General features: G+C 51.9%; 18 protein-coding genes, 1 rRNA gene and 1 other RNA gene. 19 read left to right on the top strand and 1 reads right to left on the bottom strand.

Annotation, left to right across the window (positions count from 1 at the left end; translation table 11 throughout):
- Positions 1–366: 366 nt before the first annotated feature.
- The 3 genes from J2X61_RS35905 (at position 367) to argS (ending at position 3219) form a co-directional block, all read left to right on the top strand.
- Complete coding sequence (locus tag J2X61_RS35905) at positions 367–870, top strand: DinB family protein (protein ID WP_274471697.1); 504 nt, start codon at positions 367–369, stop codon at positions 868–870.
- Between the two features lie 259 nt (positions 871–1129).
- Complete coding sequence (locus tag J2X61_RS35910) at positions 1130–1540, top strand: YwiB family protein (protein ID WP_274471696.1); 411 nt, start codon at positions 1130–1132, stop codon at positions 1538–1540.
- A gap of 5 nt (positions 1541–1545) precedes the next feature.
- Entirely contained in the window at positions 1546–3219 is a 1674-nt protein-coding gene (argS, locus tag J2X61_RS35915; protein ID WP_310195253.1) for an arginine--tRNA ligase, read from the top strand.
- A 74-nt stretch (positions 3220–3293) separates the two neighbouring features.
- Here the strand turns inward: argS and J2X61_RS35920 are convergent, their stop codons facing one another.
- Positions 3294–4460, bottom strand: coding sequence for a S8 family peptidase (locus J2X61_RS35920; RefSeq protein ID WP_274471694.1), 1167 nt, complete (start codon positions 4458–4460; stop codon positions 3294–3296).
- A gap of 375 nt (positions 4461–4835) precedes the next feature.
- Here J2X61_RS35920 and rpoE point away from each other — a divergent pair, with 375 nt between their 5' ends.
- The 16 genes from rpoE to J2X61_RS36000 form a co-directional block, all read left to right on the top strand.
- On the top strand, positions 4836–5417 hold the full coding sequence (rpoE, locus tag J2X61_RS35925; protein WP_274471693.1) for a DNA-directed RNA polymerase subunit delta: 582 nt from the start codon (positions 4836–4838) through the stop codon (positions 5415–5417).
- Positions 5418–5748: 331 nt separating this feature from the next.
- Positions 5749–7350: a CTP synthase gene (locus tag J2X61_RS35930; RefSeq protein WP_274471692.1), complete on the top strand. Its 1602-nt coding sequence runs from the start codon at positions 5749–5751 to the stop codon at positions 7348–7350.
- 155 nt (positions 7351–7505) lie between these two features.
- Positions 7506–7898, top strand: coding sequence for a response regulator (locus J2X61_RS35935; protein WP_274471691.1), 393 nt, complete (start codon positions 7506–7508; stop codon positions 7896–7898).
- 130 nt (positions 7899–8028) lie between these two features.
- Positions 8029–8883 (top strand): class II fructose-1,6-bisphosphate aldolase, encoded by an 855-nt coding sequence (fba, locus tag J2X61_RS35940; RefSeq protein WP_274471690.1) that lies wholly within the window; start codon positions 8029–8031, stop codon positions 8881–8883.
- Between the two features lie 250 nt (positions 8884–9133).
- Entirely contained in the window at positions 9134–10393 is a 1260-nt protein-coding gene (locus tag J2X61_RS35945) for a UDP-N-acetylglucosamine 1-carboxyvinyltransferase (protein ID WP_274471689.1), read from the top strand.
- Between the two features lie 70 nt (positions 10394–10463).
- Positions 10464–11762, top strand: coding sequence for a transcription termination factor Rho (gene rho, locus J2X61_RS35950; protein ID WP_310195258.1), 1299 nt, complete (start codon positions 10464–10466; stop codon positions 11760–11762).
- A gap of 43 nt (positions 11763–11805) precedes the next feature.
- The gene (locus tag J2X61_RS35955; RefSeq protein WP_274471687.1) at positions 11806–13080 is read left to right on the top strand and encodes a radical SAM family protein; all 1275 of its coding nucleotides are present in this window, start codon (positions 11806–11808) and stop codon (positions 13078–13080) included.
- Between the two features lie 109 nt (positions 13081–13189).
- On the top strand, positions 13190–13387 hold the full coding sequence (gene rpmE, locus J2X61_RS35960; RefSeq protein ID WP_029197218.1) for a 50S ribosomal protein L31: 198 nt from the start codon (positions 13190–13192) through the stop codon (positions 13385–13387).
- Between the two features lie 91 nt (positions 13388–13478).
- A complete protein-coding gene (locus J2X61_RS35965) occupies positions 13479–13892 on the top strand; it encodes a hypothetical protein (RefSeq protein WP_310195266.1) in 414 nt (137 codons plus the stop codon).
- Between the two features lie 57 nt (positions 13893–13949).
- Positions 13950–14213: signal recognition particle sRNA large type (gene ffs / locus J2X61_RS35970), an RNA gene on the top strand.
- A 164-nt stretch (positions 14214–14377) separates the two neighbouring features.
- Positions 14378–16126 carry a DNA polymerase III subunit gamma/tau gene (gene dnaX / locus J2X61_RS35975; RefSeq protein ID WP_310195268.1) on the top strand — a complete coding sequence of 583 codons (1749 nt, stop codon included), beginning with the start codon at positions 14378–14380 and terminating at the stop codon, positions 16124–16126.
- Positions 16127–16148: 22 nt separating this feature from the next.
- Positions 16149–16460, top strand: coding sequence for a YbaB/EbfC family nucleoid-associated protein (locus tag J2X61_RS35980; protein ID WP_274471683.1), 312 nt, complete (start codon positions 16149–16151; stop codon positions 16458–16460).
- On the top strand, positions 16460–17056 hold the full coding sequence (gene recR / locus J2X61_RS35985) for a recombination mediator RecR (RefSeq protein ID WP_274471682.1): 597 nt from the start codon (positions 16460–16462) through the stop codon (positions 17054–17056). The genes J2X61_RS35980 and recR overlap by 1 nt, the downstream gene beginning before the upstream one ends.
- A 108-nt stretch (positions 17057–17164) precedes the next feature.
- Positions 17165–17455, top strand: a complete 291-nt coding sequence (locus J2X61_RS35990) for a DUF2508 family protein (protein ID WP_310195274.1) — start codon at positions 17165–17167, stop codon at positions 17453–17455.
- A 3-nt stretch (positions 17456–17458) separates the two neighbouring features.
- Complete coding sequence (locus J2X61_RS35995; RefSeq protein WP_274471680.1) at positions 17459–17728, top strand: pro-sigmaK processing inhibitor BofA family protein; 270 nt, start codon at positions 17459–17461, stop codon at positions 17726–17728.
- A 348-nt stretch (positions 17729–18076) separates the two neighbouring features.
- Positions 18077–18163 (top strand): 16S ribosomal RNA (locus J2X61_RS36000); the annotation flags it as partial.

Genomic DNA, 18163 nt, shown 5'->3' on the forward strand with positions numbered 1-18163 from the left:
CGGCCGAGTCGGCGCTTCGCCGCCGCCGTGTCTCGCCGGGCGCGGGCTCGCTAACGGACACCACGGCCGTTATTTCGGCGGCTACGGCCCCGTCGATAATCTAACGGACACCAGCGTGCTTATTTGCCGATTTCCAGGCGAAATCTTGCCGAAAATGCGCAAATAGCGTCACATGTGTCCGTTAGCGCCGCGAGGCGGGCCCAAAACGGCGAATAAGCGCCGCTGTGTCCGTTAGCCGGAGCCGGGGGCTCGGCCGCTCTTCGCCAGCATGAAATTTTCCCCACACTGCCATACTGCTGTCAGTTGTCCCGTGTTACACTAATTCCAAGAGCTGTGCAGAAACGAAACCTCGGAGGGAAAAGAACAATGTTTACTACCGTACAAAGCTTTCTTACCGGATACGGGCAAGAATCCGCAACAACCCAGCAGCTGCTGGACGCACTGAGCGATGCGTCTTTGCAGCAGCCGCAAGCCGAAGGCTACAGACCGCTAGGTTTCATAGCGTGGCACCTGGTCCATAACGATCGGGGCATGCTGCTCGGAGCCGGCCTGAAGTTCGAGGCCCCGTCAGCCGCTGCCACACCGCCGAAACAAGCGGCGGCTATCGCGGATGCGTATCGTGCCACGACGAAAGGGATCTTGGAAGCTGTCCGAACGCAGCTGACAGATGCGAAGCTGCAGGAGCAGGTGAATATGTTCGGCCAGCAGTGGACGATCGGCGAGACACTGTTCGCCTATCTGAAGCATGAGATCCACCATCGGGGCCAGCTCACGATTCTTATGCGCCAAGCCGGTGTACCCGTGATCGGCGCCTACGGCCCCGCGAAAGAACAGTGGGCAAGCATCGGAATGCCGATACCGGCGATTTAGCTTGATCGATCTAGAGGATGTTCTTAGCCATGGATGGCAGGGACATCCTCTTTCTGCTTCCCATCTGACCGGTCATGCATCGCCGCCTTCCTATCGGTGCTGCTTATATACAGCACCTAAAGGGGTCTTTACCGACAGAGATCGACGACATACATTGAATTCATTGGTTCTTTCATATAAACTAATAGCTGACTTGCCTTATTTGCCTGATCTTGGCATGAGGCGCATTAGGACATGGAGAATAGGAGAATGACGAATCATGACGGATAAAACGCGAGTGCGCATTCGCATTGAGAGCCGGAGCGGGAGTGAGACGAACGTGCAGAAGGCGCGGGGAGATCTGTACCGCAAAGGCGATCACACCTACATCCGCTATGAAGAAGAACCGAATGAGCTTGGACGCACAGTGACGCTCATCAAGCTGGAAGAGAATCAGATCCGCATCGTCCGCCAGGGAGACGTGCAAGCGGAGCAAACGTTTGTGCCCGGCGAGAAACGCATCGGATTTTATCATACGCCGCAAGGCCGTCTGGAGCTGGAAGTCGACACGCACGAGCTGAAGAGCGAGGCTGTGCACGGCATCGGCATCACGAGATGGAAATATGATTTGTACGCATCAGGCACGCACGCGGGAACATACAGAATTAAGTTGCTAATTCAGGAGGAGTAAGAGGAATGGACGTACTAAACGAAGTCAAAATCATCGTCAAACAAGCCATCGCAGAAGCCGTTGCGGCTGCGGGCATCGTGGAGGCCGAGCAGGTGCCGGAGATTATTCTGGAGGTGCCGAAGGAGAAGTCGCATGGCGATTTCGCCACGAACATCGCGATGCAGCTAACCCGGATTGCGAAGACGAACCCAAGGCAGATTGCTGAGAAGATCATCGCGAACCTCCAGAAGGAGAAGGCGAATATCGCCGAGGCGGAAATTGCCGGCCCGGGCTTCATTAATTTCCGAATGAACAGAGTGTACCTCTACGCCGTCATTGCGGACGTGCAGAAGCAAGGCGAACGTTACGGGGCTAGAAACGTAGGTCAAGGGCTGAAAGTGCAAGTGGAGTTCGTAAGCGCGAATCCGACAGGCTCCCTGCATTTGGGACATGCCCGCGGAGCTGCCGTAGGCGACGTGCTGTGCAACGTGCTTGATCTGGCCGGCTATGACGTATCCCGGGAGTATTACATTAATGACGCGGGCAACCAGGTCGTGAACCTGGCCAAGTCCATCGAGGCCCGCTATCTGCAAGCGCTCGGCCAAGATGCCGTCATGCCGGAAGATGGGTACTTCGGCGATGATATCAAGGGCTTCGCGGCAGAGCTGGCAGCGGAAGAGGGAGATCGCCTGCTGAGCTTGCCGGAGGATGAGCGACGGGCGTATTTCCGTTCTTACGGGCTTAAGAAGGAGCTCGACAAAATCAAGCGCGACCTCGGCCGCTTCGGGGTTCGGTTCGACAACTGGTTCTCCGAAACGTCGATTTATGAAGATAACCTGATTCCGCCGGTTCTGCAGGAACTGCGCGATAACGGCCATATTTATGAGGAAGATGGCGCAACTTGGCTGAATACCACGCCTCTTGGCGACGACAAGAATCGCGTGCTGATCAAGAATGACGGATCCTTTACGTATCTGACGCCGGATATCGCCTACCACCGCAACAAATTCGGGCGCGGTTTCGATCGCTTGATCAACATCTGGGGCGCCGACCACCACGGCTACATCCCGCGGATGAAGGCGGCCATGACGGCGCTGGGCTTCGAGGCGGACCGCCTTGTCGTGCTGATCGCCCAGATGGTGAGCCTTTTCCAGAACGGGGAAAAGGTGAAGATGTCCAAGCGGACCGGCAAAGCGGTCACGATGGAGGATTTGATGGACGAGGTCGGCGTGGACCCGATCCGATATTTCTTCGCGATGCGCAGCATGGACTCGCATCTGGATTTCGACATGGATCTGGCGGTTTCCCAGTCCAATGAGAATCCCGTGTACTACGTACAGTACGCGCATGCCCGCATCTGCTCCATCTTCCGCCAGGCGGAAGAGCAGGGCATCCAGGTGCTGCCGCTGGAGCAGGTCGATCTGAACCAGCTCTCGTCGGAAGCTGAGTTCGACTTGCTGCGCAAGATCGGCGAGCTCCCGGAGGAGATCGCCATTGCGGCCGACCAGTATGCGCCGCACCGCATGATCCGCTATGTCTACGAACTGGCGAGCCAGTTCCATAGCTACTACAGAGGCCACTACGTCATCACGGATGACGCGGTTTTGACCCAAGCGCGCCTTGCGCTGCTCGGCGCGCTCCGCACGACGCTGGCCAATACGCTGCGCGTCGTCGGCGTATCCGCTCCGGAGCGCATGTAAGCCTCGCTCCATACACACAAGGGCTGTCCCGAAAGGTCTTTACCCGCCTTTCGGGACAGCCCTTGTTGCTGTTATCAGAGCTGCTTCGCCGCGCGCAAGGCCCGCCGGGCATTGAGATGCCCAGGCTGCCAGCGCGTGTTCTCACGCCTGTTCAGGCTGATGGCGCAGCGGCGGATAGCCGTTTTGATCTGCTGCGGCGCCATCGGCTTAATAGCCAGCATCAGCGCAATGACGCCGCTGACATGCGCGGTAGCCATCGAGGTGCCGCTGAGCTCGTTGTATTTGCCGTGCAGCCAGGAAGAGTAGACCCGTTCCCCTGGCGCATAGATATCGATTTGCTTGCCGCGGTTGCTGAAGGGGGCGATCCGTCCCTGCCGGGTCGTAGCGCCGACGGAGACGACCTGCGGGAAGCGGGCGGGGTAATCGACCGTCTTCCTTTTGCCGTCATTGCCGGATGAGGCCACGATGACCTTCCCGCGATAATAGGCGTTCAGAACCGCTTGCTCGAGCGCTCGGTTGTACGATTTCATGCCGAAGCTCATATTGATAATGTCGAGATCGTTACTCACACACCAATCGATCCCGGCGATAATATCCGACACATAGGCGCTTCCGCTATGGTCGAAAGCTTTGACCGGATGGATGATGGCCCTCGGCGCTACGCCGATGATGCCGGAGTTGCGTCCTGTAGCTGCGATCGTTCCCGCAATATGCGTGCCATGGCCGTTGTCGTCATAGGGCAGCATGCTGTGGTTCAATAAGTTGATTCCCCGCGAGATGGAGTTTCGCAAGTCCGGGTGATTGTAATCAATGCCGGTGTCAATGACCCCAATCCGGATGTTTTGGCCTAACGACTTGTTCCAAACTTCGGGAGCGCCGATCTGATCGACACCCCATGGGATTGCATGGGAGCCGGAACCGGATAAAGTGGTTGCGCGTTTGGCGATGGTTTTGTTCCCGATGATCTGATGGACGGTTATTTTGGAGTCTTCGACGATCGTCGGGCCGCCAGCGGCGTACTTGAGTTTTGAATCGGGGCGAAGCGTGCAGGAGAAGGCATGAATGATGTCTAGAACGCGGACTTTAGCGAGATTCGCGAGGCGGGGGCGCAGCCGCCTAAGCTCAGCCTTGTAGGCGTAATAGTCTTTAGCCGATGAGAAGCGAATCATATGCTTCTTGCCAGAGTGCTTGGTGAGTGCGATTTCCTCATGAAGCAAATAAAGAAAGGTGGCTATGTCCATACGTGCCATCCCCCCATGACAGCTTAGAATCGAGTCTCCCCTATCATATGTACAGGTCACCCCTGATGACCGTGTGATTGCCTTTATAGAAATAATTGGGTGCGAACCCGTGTCAGATGTGCAGGTTTTACATAGGATAAATAGAGAGGCGCAGGCAGGAGTGTCTCTTCCTCAGGTTCAGGAAGCGGCATTGATTCGCTCATACCGTTTCCTCTGGATACAGTCGCAAGCGGAGGGGGACCTTCGCTTGTATTCATTTTGGGGGCGGGGTAGTTGCATTTTTAGAAAAAATAGGTTTTACTTAACTAAGATATTGGATAAGGTAGATAGAAGAAGTACAGAAGTGAAGAAGACGGTCGAAAGGGATGTGCCTGAATGAGTAGCGAATACACTCTCAAAATCACCACAGAACAAGCTCGCGAAATGCCGATGGTGGATTTGGCGTTTGAATTATTGAAGTCGGCGAATACGCCGTTTTATTACCGTGACCTGATGGCGGAAATTGCAAAAATTAAGGGGTTATCTGAGCAGCACGTCATGCAAGTGATTGCCCAACTATATACGGAAATCAACATCGACGGGCGTTTTGCTTGCGTTGGCACGAACCTTTGGGGGCTGAAACGCTGGTATCCGGTCGAGAAGTCGGACGATGCGGTTGGAAATGCAAAGCGTCCTAGAATCATCAACGATGAAGACGACGATCTGGATGAGGACATTTACGCGGAGGAAGAAGATACATACGCAGAAGAAGACGACTACGATGCATTCGGTACAGATGCCGAAGAAGAAGAGTCGGATGAAGATACGGAGTTCTTCGAGGATGAGGAGATCGAAGAGGATCTCGGCGAAGAAGGTATCGACGAGACGGACGAAGACGAAGAAGACAGCCTGGACGAAGATGAGGATCTGGATGACGATGAGGATTCATTGGATGAAGAGGACGACGACGACAAATAACTTGTCTTGACAGCCACTGTCCGTTCAGAGTAAACTATTGCATGGGCTTTAAAAGAATCTTAACAAATCGCGCAAGCGTTCAAAAAGTGCCCCGTCACTGCGGGTGTCACTTTTTTTGTTTTTTTGGACTGTTTTTCACTATGGGTTTCATGAAAAGCCTTGTTTGGTAGACACTACAATTAGAGCAGTGACAGCAACGACCCTGATAGCGAATGCTTACGGTGTAAGCCTTTTGCATAGAAAGACCGAGGCCAGCGAGCCTGGCGGGAAACGAAGCGTAAATGTACGAGCTGCGTTTTTCAAACCAAATAACCAATAGGAGGCGTACATAGTGACAAAATATATTTTCGTTACGGGAGGCGTAGTATCTTCCCTTGGCAAAGGAATAACGGCAGCTTCCTTAGGTAGACTGTTGAAGAACAGAGGGCTGAAAGTTACAATTCAAAAGTTCGATCCATATATTAACGTGGATCCGGGGACGATGAGTCCTTATCAGCACGGTGAAGTTTTCGTAACCGATGACGGGGCAGAGACGGATCTGGACTTAGGCCATTACGAGCGCTTCATCGACATTAATTTGTCCAAAGCTTCGAACGTTACGTCTGGCAAAGTGTACTCCTCGGTTATTACAAAGGAGCGCAGAGGCGAATACCTCGGAGGAACGGTTCAAGTTATTCCGCATATTACGAATGAGATCAAAGACCGTGTTCTGCGTGCGGGCCGCGAGGCGCAATCCGACGTGGTCATCACGGAAATCGGCGGTACGGTGGGTGACATCGAGAGCTTGCCTTTCTTGGAAGCGATCCGTCAAATGAAAAATGATATCGGCCGCGAGAACGTCATGTACATTCACGTTACGCTGATTCCTTATATCAAAGCGGCCGGCGAAGTCAAGACGAAGCCGACTCAGCACAGCGTAAAAGAATTGCGCGGCCTGGGCATTCAACCGAGCGTGATCGTATGCCGTACGGAGCATTCCTTGACCGAAGACATGAAGCGCAAGCTTGCCTTGTTCTGCGACATCGATCCGGCTGCGGTTATCGAATGCAAAGACGCGGAAACGCTGTATGAAGTGCCGATGATGCTGCGCGAGCAGGGATTGGATGATTACGTTTGTAATCACCTGAAGCTGAAAACGAGCGAACCGGACATGACCGAGTGGGAGAATCTGGTCCGCAAAGTGAAGTCCTTGACGAAGAAGACGGAGATCGCAATTGTCGGTAAATATGTAGCGCTGCACGATGCTTATTTGAGTATTGTAGAAGCCCTCGGACATGCCGGTATCGATAACGATTCCGAAATCGAGATTCGCTGGGTTAACGCCGAAGATATTTATGACAACAACGTCGACGAGCTGCTTTCCGGCGTGCAAGGGATTCTTGTGCCGGGCGGATTCGGGGACCGCGGTATCGAAGGGAAAGTATCCGCCATTCGCTATGCCCGCGAGAAGAAAATTCCGTTCTTCGGCATTTGCTTGGGCATGCAGGTAGCGGTTATCGAGTATGCGCGTTCCGTTTGCGGTTTGGATGGAGCGAACTCCTCCGAGATTAATCCGACGACGGCTTATCCGGTTATCGATTTGTTGCCGGAGCAGAAGGATATCGAGAACCTGGGCGGTACCATGCGTCTCGGCCTGTATCCTTGCAAAGTCGTGCCGGGCTCCCTGGCGGAGAAATGCTACAACGATGAGCTGGTGTATGAAAGACACCGTCACCGGTATGAGTTCAACAATGAGTACCGCGAGCTGATCGAGTCCGCAGGATTGCGTATTTCCGGTACATCGCCGGACGGCCGTTTGGTCGAGATGGTTGAGCTTCCAAGCCATCCTTGGTTCTTGGCAGTGCAATTCCATCCGGAATTCACGTCCCGTCCGAACCGTCCGCAGCCGTTGTTCCGTGAGTTCGTGAAAGCAGCGCAAGGGATCGAACGTTAACGTTTCATGTAAGGTTGCTTCCTGACAAACATCTTTTTTGTAAAAGTTTTCAATTAGCCCCTGACCTCGGAAGGAAAATGGAAACGAATAGCGAATACCTATGTATTCTGAAGTATAGGGAATTTGTTATTCGTTTTCGGGAGGGAGCTAGGCTGATGAAGAAAAAGGTACTGATTGTCGATGATCAAAATGGGATTCGCGTACTGCTAATGGAGGTTTTCAGTAACGAAGGATACGATACTTATCAAGCCTCTAATGGTAAACTGGCTTTAGAGATCGTCAGAAATTCTTCGCCTGACCTTTTATTGCTGGATATGAAAATTCCCGGTATGGACGGCCTCGATATTTTAAAGCATGTGAAAGCGATCGATGCATCTATCAAAGTCATTATGATGACCGCTTATGGCGAGCTTGACATGATCAAAGAAGCGACGGATCTGGGTGCGATCATGCATTTCACGAAGCCGTTTGATATTGACGAACTGCGCATGGCAGTCAATATGCAGTTAAACAATGAATCAAGCAGTGGCTATGCAATAGGATCCTAGAATTAGGGTCTTTTTTTTTGTGGCAGAGAATAGAGGGCTTGGTTATCATTTGAATATATATGTGCTATAATAACTCAGGTATGACAAGAGCGGTCTACGCAAAACTACAGGTTCTAGGAGGAAGAGAAACATGGCATTGGTTTCAATGAATGAGTTTTTACCTAAGGCAAAAGCGAACAAATACGCGGTGGGTCAATTTAACATGAACAACCTTGAGTTCGCTCAAGCGATTGTGGAAGCGGCAATGGAACTGAAATCCCCGTTCATTTATGGTGTTAGCGAAGGCGCACTGAAATATATGGGTATTGAATTCACAGTAGCTATCGCAGAAGCGGCAGCGAAGAAATCCGGTCTGCCGATCGCATTGCACCTGGATCACGGCAGTTCCTTCGAAGTGGCAATGAAATGTATCCGTGCAGGATTCAGCTCCGTTATGTTCGACGGTTCCCACTACTCTTTCGAAGAAAACATCCGTTTGACGAAAGAAGTTGTGAAAGCCGCTCGCGCAATGGGCGTATCCGTTGAAGGTGAGCTCGGAACAATCGGCGGCGTGGAAGACGATATTTCCGTTGACGAAGAGCACGCTAACCTGGCTAAGCCGGAAGAAGCAATCCGTTTCTACGAAGAAACAGGCGTTGACTGCTTGGCAATCGCTGTAGGTACGGCACACGGTATGTACGCTGGTGAGCCTAACATTCACTTCGACATCATCGAAGCAGTGTCCAAAGCGATCCCAGTACCGGTTGTATTGCATGGTGGATCCGGCGTACCGGACGAAATGATTCGTAAATCGATCGCAGCAGGCGTTGGCAAAATCAACGTGAACACAGAGAACCAAGTTGCTTGCACAGACACGATCCGCGCGGTTCTGAACAAGGACGCTAAAATTTATGATCCTCGTAAATATCTCACCCCAGCTCGCAACGCAATGGTCGAAGTAGTAAAATCCAAAATTGAATTGTTCGGAAGCAGCAACCAAGCTTAATAACAATTGTATAGACAAGGCAGGAAATGCGGCAAGGCGCAAACGGATGACGGAAGATGTCGCCCGTTTGTGTTCTTGCGGGCGTTTCCTCTTTCTATTTCTTAATCTTATGCGCTCAGAAGGCGCAGGAAGATTATTCGTGATGCATTTTCATGAGATGTTGTCGTTTTCATAAATCTATTTATGATTTGGTTGGCGGTAGAAGGATTGCGCTTGCAGGAAGGCACCTGGATTTAGGGGGAGAATCATATTGGAGAAATTAATGGTGGTCGGGGGACGTCCGCTGCGGGGGACGGTTCAAATTAGCGGAGCTAAGAATAGTGCGGTTGCACTCATTCCGGCTGCGATTCTTGCTGAAACGCCGGTAACGTTGGATAATCTGCCGCATCTTAGCGATGTGGCTACATATACAGAAATTTTAACGGATTTAGGAGCCAGCATTGATTGGAACGAAGACCGGATGACGATCGACCCCAGTCGAATGAAGTCGCTTCCGATGCCTAACGGGAAAGTCAAGAAGTTAAGGGCGTCCTACTATTTGATGGGAGCGCTGCTTGGAAGATTCGGCGAGGCGACGATCGGTCTGCCTGGAGGTTGCAATTTCGAGCCGCGTCCGATTGATTTGCATATCAAAGGCTTCGAAGCGCTGGGCGCTGAAGTGAGCAATGAGAACGGCGCATTGAGAATCCGTGCCAAAGAGCTGCGCGGGGCGAAAATTTACTTGGATATGGCGAGCGTAGGTGCGACTATCAACATCATGCTGGCGGCCTCACGGGCCAAGGGCAACACAATTATCGAAAATGCGGCGAAAGAGCCTGAAATTATAGATGTAGCAACCTTGTTAAACTCGATGGGGGCGAAAATTAAAGGAGCAGGCACCGATACCATTCGGATCGAAGGGGTTCAGGAAATGCACGGCTGCCGGCATTCCATCATTCCTGACCGGATTCAGGCCGGTACCTATATGATCGCAGCCGCGGCTACGCGAGGCGATGTTACCGTCGATAACGTCATTCCGAAGCATTTGGAGGCCTTGACAGCGAAGCTTCAAGAGATGGGCGTACATATTTACGAAATGGATGAGTCCATTCGGGTTGTCGGCCAGCCGGAATATTCGAGCGTGGATGTCAAAGCGTTGATTTATCCCGGCTTTGCAACGGATTTACAGTCTCCGATGGCCAGTCTCCTGTGCCAGGCAAGAGGCGTCAGCATTTTGACGGATCATGTGTACAGCAACCGTTTCAAGCACATTCCGGAGCTTGTGCGGATGGGAGCCAAGATGAAAGTCGAAGGACGCTCCGCGATTATCGAAGGTTCGCAGCTTAGCTCGGCCAAAGTGCGCGCAACCGATTTGCGTGCCGGAGCCTCGCTTGTGCTTGCCGGACTTAGCGTAAGAACGGGCGGCGTCACGGAAGTATCTGGGGTCGAATTTATTGACCGTGGGTATGAGAACCTTGTGTTTAATCTTTCTTCGCTGGGCGCCGAGGTTTGGCGGGAGAGCGAAGACTAGAGGAATAAAGTTCCAAACAACAGGCAATGCTAGAATCCAATTGAAAATTTAATAGTTTGGTGGTTGAAACATGAGCATGCAGCTTGCTGAGCTTGAAGTACTCAAGCTTACTGAATTATATAAACTAGCTAAGAAACATCAGATTCCATACTACGGTACGCTGAAGAAAAAAGAACTCATCTTTGCAATTTTACGTGCACAAGCTGCCGAAAGTGGCTTATTGTTCATGCAAGGCGTTCTGGAGATCCTGCAAGAGGGCTTCGGATTCTTGCGTCCCATTAACTATCTTCCAAGTTCTGAAGACATTTATATTTCCGCTTCCCAGATTCGCAAATTCGATTTGCGCTCAGGGGACATCGTATCGGGCAAGTGCCGTCCGCCGAAAGAGAACGAGCGCTATTTCGGACTGCTTCAGGTTGAAGCCGTCAATGGCGAGAAGCCGGAAACAGCCGCGGAACGGCTGCATTTCCCTGCGCTGACGCCGCTGTATCCGGACAAGCGCATTACACTTGAAACCGAGCCCCAGAAGATCTCCATGCGGATCATGGATCTGCTGGCCCCTGTCGGTCTTGGACAGCGCGGTCTGATCGTAGCTCCGCCCAAAGCGGGGAAAACGCTGCTGCTTAAGGAAATAGCGAACAGTATTTCTACGAACTATCCGGATATCGAGCTTTTCGTTCTGCTGATCGATGAGCGTCCGGAGGAGGTCACGGACATGCAGCGCTCCGTCAAAGGGGAAGTCGTTGCATCCACCTTCGATGAATTGCCTGAGAATCATATCAAAGTCGCTGAGCTTGTGCTGGAGCGCGCGATGCGTCTCGTTGAACACAAGAAGGATGTTGTCATCCTGTTAGATAGCATTACCCGTTTGGCCAGGGCGTACAACCTCGTGGTGCCTCCTACCGGACGGACATTATCCGGGGGGATCGACCCGGGGGCCTTCCATCGTCCCAAGCGTTTCTTCGGAGCTGCCCGCAACATCGAAGAAGGCGGCAGCCTGACCATTCTGGCGACGGCGCTCGTGGAGACGGGTTCGCGTATGGATGACGTCATTTATGAAGAATTTAAAGGTACGGGGAATCTCGAGCTTCACCTTGACCGTAGAATGGCGGAACGCCGCATATTCCCGGCCATCGACATTCGCCGGTCCGGAACGCGCCGCGAAGAGGCTCTCTTGAGCAAGGATGAGCTTGAGAAAATATGGGCGCTGCGCAAAGGCATGAACGATTCCCATGAATATACGGAATCCTTCATCAAGAAGCTTGCCGAAACAAAAACGAATCAAGAGTTCTTGGACTCTTTGGCTTCACCATCCGCGGGCGGTCCGTCAGGAGCCAGCAAAGGGAAAGTGAAAAACTCAGCATCCTAAGCGGCTGCCGAAGATGTCTTAACGCATAAAGAGGAGTACCGTTATGAATTTGGTTTATTCAGACTCACAAGGAAACGTCTTTGATCATCCGGATTTCCTGGCGCTTGGCCGGAATGCCGAAATGATCACGGAAATTATGGAAGACGAGCTGATCCCCCTGCCCGAGGGGGCAACGCTCGTCAGTCTGCCGTTCACACGGCCGGTCGGCATTGATGCCGAGACGGGAGAGATGAAGCTGGTCCCCGGCGATTATCATGCCGTTGGAGCGCTGCTCCCGCAGGGGTTCACACGGCTGCTGCTGCCGGGCTATGTGAAATCGGACAAGAGCAAGGCATTGCCGCTTTTTGGTTACACGGCCGTTGTATGGAAGGACGACGCCTTCTACGTCGCCGCCCGTTTGACGGATAACCCGTACTTCTGGAATCCCATTCATTGCGATGTCAATGAGCTGGAATCCCAGGTCAAGTCGTTAACCGCCAAATACCCGGAGAACCGCTTGTATGCGCATCTGTCCAACTGTGCTCTCGGTTACGAGTGTCTGACAGCTTCGAATACGTTCCTGCAGCGGTGGGAGGGAGCCGTACCGGTATCCTATTCCTGCAATGCCGGATGCTTCGGCTGTATCTCGGAACAGCCGGATGAGAGTGGCTTCGTGGCTCCGCAGACCCGGATGAATTTTAAGCCGCGGGTCGACGAGATCACGCAAATTATGCTGGAGCATCTGCGTACGCCGGATAGTATCATCTCGTTCGGCCAAGGCTGCGAGGGAGAGCCGAGCACGCAGGCGGCGCTCATTATTCCGGCGATCAAGCAAGTGCGCGAGATCACCAAGATGGGGTACATCAATATCAATACGAATGCGGGCTTGACCGACCATATCCGCGGCATTGTAGACGCCGGACTTGATCTGATGCGCGTAAGCACGATCAGTGCGCTTGACGATCACTACAACGCCTATTATAAGCCGCGGGCCTATACGCTGAAGAATGTAGAGAAATCGCTTCGCTATGCCACGGACAAAGGGGTTATTACCTCGATCAACTATCTCGTATTTCCGGGCGTTACCGACCGGGAGGAAGAAATTGAAGCGATGATCGAATTCGTACGCAGAACCGGTTTGAAATTGATTCAGCTGCGCAACCTGAATATTGATCCGGAAAGTTATCTCGGCATTATTCCCAAAGCTCGCGGTGAGCTGCTGGGCATGAAGCAGATGATCGAGATTTTCGAACAAGAATTGCCAGATGTCGTACTCGGCTCCTACTCGCATACGCCGAAGTTTTATACCAGCGATCGCAATGCGGCCATGATCCTCTAATCGAGAAGATTTCCCGTTGCAATCGAACTTGCGAGTGTGCTACAATGCAAAAGTACGTCCATTAACTCTGATTCAGCACATGATTCAGGGCGGAAAGAGGTGAACCAACATGAAAGCAGGTATTCATCCTACTTATCATGCAACCACAGTGACTTGCGCTTGTGGTAACGTGTTCGAAACGGGTTCAATCAAGCAAAATCTTCGCGTGGAGATTTGCTCGAATTGCCATCCTTTCTACACAGGTAAACAAAAGTTTATCGATGTAGGCGGCCGTGTCGACAAGTTCAAAAAGAAATACGGAATCTAATTGGCATCATTTGTTGTGCTGCCAATCAGCATAAGACGTCCTCCCTTGGTCATCCTAAGCTTAGGCTTAGAGTCCAATGGGAGGTGTTTTTATGTTCAGGGGAATGCTTAGATGGACAGGAGCGATCTTGCTGACGGCAAGCTTGGCCGGCTGCGCGATGAATGCGGGCGACAAGAATCCGCCGGATAACTCCAATGCCCAGTACAAAGCGCAGCAGTACAAGAAGGACGGCTACATGGGTTTGACCAGCGTCAATCCGAATAATCCGCTCAACCCTACGTATCACCACTACGAGGATGATTCCAATCTAATGAAAGCCGTGCTTGCCCAGTTCCCGGAGATTGAGAAGAGTAATATCGCTATGAACGGTACGACTGTACGGGTGAAAGTAAAGCCTAAGGCTTACCTGACGCCGGCACAAGTAGAGGAGCTTCGCTCTCTCGTGCAGAATGCTCTGGACACCAACATGCCGCGTTACGACATTGTGGTGAAAATGATGCCCTAAGAGGTAGATTTTGCCCCTCGGTTGCTATTTGCATGTGAATCGGCTATACTAACTTTACTGTGCTAGACGGGGAGGTAGCGGTGCCCTGTAACTCGCAATCCGCTGTAGCGAGGTTGAATTCCTGTTAGCGGTACTGTGATGTGAGGTCTGGCTCTTACACGTGGTGTTGAGAGTTGGGTCCTTCGCAATGGATGCTCATGAACCCGGTCAGGTCCGGAAGGAAGCAGCCGTAAGTGAGAGGTTCCATGTGCCGAAGGGCTGCCTGACTTGAGCTAACGATAAGAGTTCGCTTGTATCACTTTATCAATAACAGGTGCACGGTTTATATATCGATAATGACTAGAACGCCTTCTTACGAGGCGTTTTTATTTTGCCCATTTTGAGGGACGAATGGCCCTTGTGAGTGATCCTCTATTTCATCCCCAGAGGGGTTATAGTATAATGGATTCAGTCATTCCACGGAGGGATTATTGGAGAGGAACGCTATGGCACATATTGCTCTATATCGAACGTGGAGGTCTCAGACGTTTCGCGATGTGGTCGGTCAGACGCATATCACACAGACGCTGCAGAATTCTTTGCGGGAAAATCGCCTGACGCATGCTTATTTATTCAACGGTCCAAGGGGAACAGGCAAGACGAGTACGGCCAAAATATTGGCCAAAGCCGTGAACTGTCTGAACGGACCGGCGGAGGAGCCTTGTAACGCCTGCTCGGCCTGCGAGCGGATTACGGAAGGCGCTGTCATGGACGTCGTCGAGATCGATGCCGCCTCCAATCGCGGGGTGGAGGAAATTCGCGACATCCGGGATAAGGTCAAGTACGCCCCGACTGAAGTCAGGCAGAAGGTTTATATTATTGATGAAGTGCACATGCTGACGACAGAAGCCTTCAATGCGCTCTTGAAGACGCTTGAGGAGCCGCCGGCTCATGTGATGTTTGTATTGGCTACGACAGAGCCGCACAAGATTCCGGCGACCATCATTTCCCGGTGTCAGCGTTTTGACTTCCGGCGGGTTTCCATGGACGATCAGGTGCAGCGGCTGCAATATATTTGTGATCAAGAGGGAATCTCGATCAGCGAGGAAGCTCTGCATTATATCGCCCGACTATCCGACGGCGGGATGCGCGATGCGTTAAGCTTGCTGGATCAGGCGACCTCCTTCGCCACCGGCGAGGTTCAGCTGTCCGACATCTTATCCATCACCGGCGGCGTAGCTTCCGATCAATTCAAGAAGCTCGTGCTTTATATTAAGGACAAGAATCTCGGAGCTGCGCTCGAATTGATCGATACATTCATGCAAGAAGGCAAGAGCGCCGACAAATGCATAGAAAATTTGATTAACTACTTCCGCGATTTGCTCATGGTCCGCATGGTGCCGAATTCACCGGTCATCACGGAACGTGTGTTCGATATGCGAGAGCTTAGTGAGATTGCCAGTCACTTCACACCGGCTGAAATGATGGGCATGATCGAAACGCTCAATCATTACCAGAGCGAAATGAAATATTCCGTCCAGCCCCAAACCTTGCTCGAAATCTCCATCATGAAGATGTGCGGTGGCCACCGCGGCGAGGGCGGCCAAGCGGCGGTCAGCAGCTCGGCGGATGCCGGTCAGCGGATGCCGCAGGGCGATCTCATGGCTCAGATGACCCAGAGGCTCAAACAACTTGAAGAGCAGATAGCCGGACTGGTAAAATCGGGAGTAACGGGCGCGGCTGTACCGCAAGCGAAGCCGGCTGCCAAGATTATGTCGGCCTCCGCGCCTTCGAAGAAGTCCGGAATTAAACTGGACGGCTACTTGAAAGCTTCGGAGGGGCCGGAGACGAAGGCGGGGCTCATGAAGTGGAGTCAGGTTCTGGGCCTTGTGAAGGAAAGGAAGATAACGGTTCACGCCTGGTTCGTGAATGGCGATCTGGTTTCCGTGCTGGATGATGTCGTTCTCGTTGCATTCAAGAATGATATGCACCGTAACACGACCGAGAAGCCGGAAAACAAGCTCATTATCGAGCAAGTGCTGGCCTCCGTATTCGGCAAGCCCATGCGATTGCTTACGATTATGCGCAAGGAGTGGGACGACGCCAAGAACGAGGCGACCAGCTCGACGCCTGAAGTCATGGAGCTTGTGGCGGATGAGGGGCATCCCGGAGCCGCAGCGCCGCCGAAGGAAGAATGGATTTCCGAAGCCATTCAACTGTTTGGCGAGGAGCTAGTGACCATCAAAGAAGACTAAATACAAAGGAGCATACCAAACCATGAATAACATGAACCAAATGATGAAGCAAGTGAAGAAAATGCAGGAGCAAATGATGAAGGCCCAAGAGGAGCTTGGCACCAAAATCATCGAAGGCACAGCCGGCGGCGGTGTTGTGACTTGTGTCGTGAACGGCCACAAGAAAGTGCAAAGCATCACCATCAAGCCTGAAGCGGTTGATCCGGACGATGTAGAAATGCTGCAAGACCTGGTACTTACAGCCGTTAATGATGCGATGGCCAAGGCGGAGGAAGTTGCCAATAAGGATATGGGCAAATTCACAGGCGGAATGAATATCCCTGGATTGTTCTAATGCATTACCCTGAACCGATTTCCAAATTAATCGATGCTTTTTCCCGCCTGCCCGGGGTAGGTCCCAAGACGGCGGGAAGGCTCGCTTTTCATGTGCTTCGGATGAAGGAAGAAGACGTGATCGATTTCGCGAAGGCGCTTGTTAATGTGAAAAGAAACCTGCACTACTGCTCCGTATGCTGCAACATTACGGACGTCGACCCTTGCCGGATCTGCCAGGATAAGAGCAGGGACGGGTCCGTCATATGTGTCGTGCAGGAGCCCAAGGATTTGGTCGCTCTGGAGCGTACCAAAGAGTTCGAGGGCTACTACCACGTGCTCCACGGCGCGATATCGCCGATGGAGGGAATCGGACCGGATCAGATTCATATCGCGGAGCTCCTTAAGCGGTTGGGCGATGAGACCGTGCAGGAGTTAATCTTGGCTACCAACCCGAATATCGAAGGGGAAGCGACGGCCATGTACTTATCCCGACTTGTCAAACCGTTCGGATTGCGTGTAACGCGTATTGCGCATGGGCTGCCAGTGGGCGGGGATTTGGAATATGCGGATGAAGTGACATTGTCCAAAGCCATGGAAGGCCGCAGGGAATTATAATAGATACGAGAAGGGAGCCGTGAGGCTCTCTTTTTTTGTGGTTCTATTTGCTACGTTTCTCCCATATGCATAGGGATAGATTAACCCGCAATTGGGAGGAATGGAGGCATGCTTGTGAAACTGGCTTTATTGGGTATGCATGGAAGGAAGAACCTGCAACCGAAAAGTGTCAAAGAGGAACAACTGAAGGACAAGCAGTTGCTGCTTCAAGAAATTCGTGCGGCTCACGCGAATTGGGTGGCTGCTCAGGCACATTTTGAATTTGCGTTGGACAAGGACCAGATCGACTATGCCATCTATGCAATGGAAGCTGCGGAGAAAAGATTCGAGATGCTCATCAAGCAAGCCAAGAAGCTGAATTTGAGCATGATCGACACGGATCGATTATTGGAGGTGTAGCTTGTGTATACGCAATATGCGGTATGGGGAGTGCTTATCCTTTCTTCGCTAATGCTGCTTATCGTCGTGCTGCGCAACCGCAGCGGCGGCAGGCTGTTATCGGCATTATGCCTGAATGTTGTTGTGGCCGCCTTTCTTCTCTATGGATTGAATCTGCTAAGCGACTATACGCACGTTGAATTGCCGATCAATACGGCCACGCTAGGGACGGTGACGTTCTTGGGTGTCCCGGGTGTACTTTTGCTTGTCGGGTTGAAATTGGTGCTGATCTAGCTGGTAAAAGTTTTTCGTTCATGCGGGTTGACTCGTTCGTGAGATCTGTGGTATCTTATAAAAGTTGCCGCTGAGACATGCGGGAATAACGAGTAACTTGAGAAAAACAAGTTGCAAAAGATTTGTTAGTGTGGTATATTACTTTTCGCTGCTTCGGAAACGCGGTAGTGAATGTAAGACATTGATCTTTGAAAACTGAACAACGAGTGAGTAAACAGAACGAGCAATCGTTCAAACATGAGATTAACAATCTCGCTAGCAAGTCAATTGAGCTATTCAGCTTTCAATAAATGAGCGTAATATAGGGATCTTTGATCGTAGATCAAAGTCTCTCAGCTATGTTCAACTATTATGGAGAGTTTGATCCTGGCTCAGGACGAACGCTGGCGGCGTGCCTAATACATGCAAGTCGAGCGGAGCACTTCGGTGCTTAGC

It is taken from the genome of Bacillus sp. 3255, assembly GCF_031456485.1.
Lineage (GTDB): Bacteria > Bacillota > Bacilli > Paenibacillales > NBRC-103111 > Paenibacillus_E.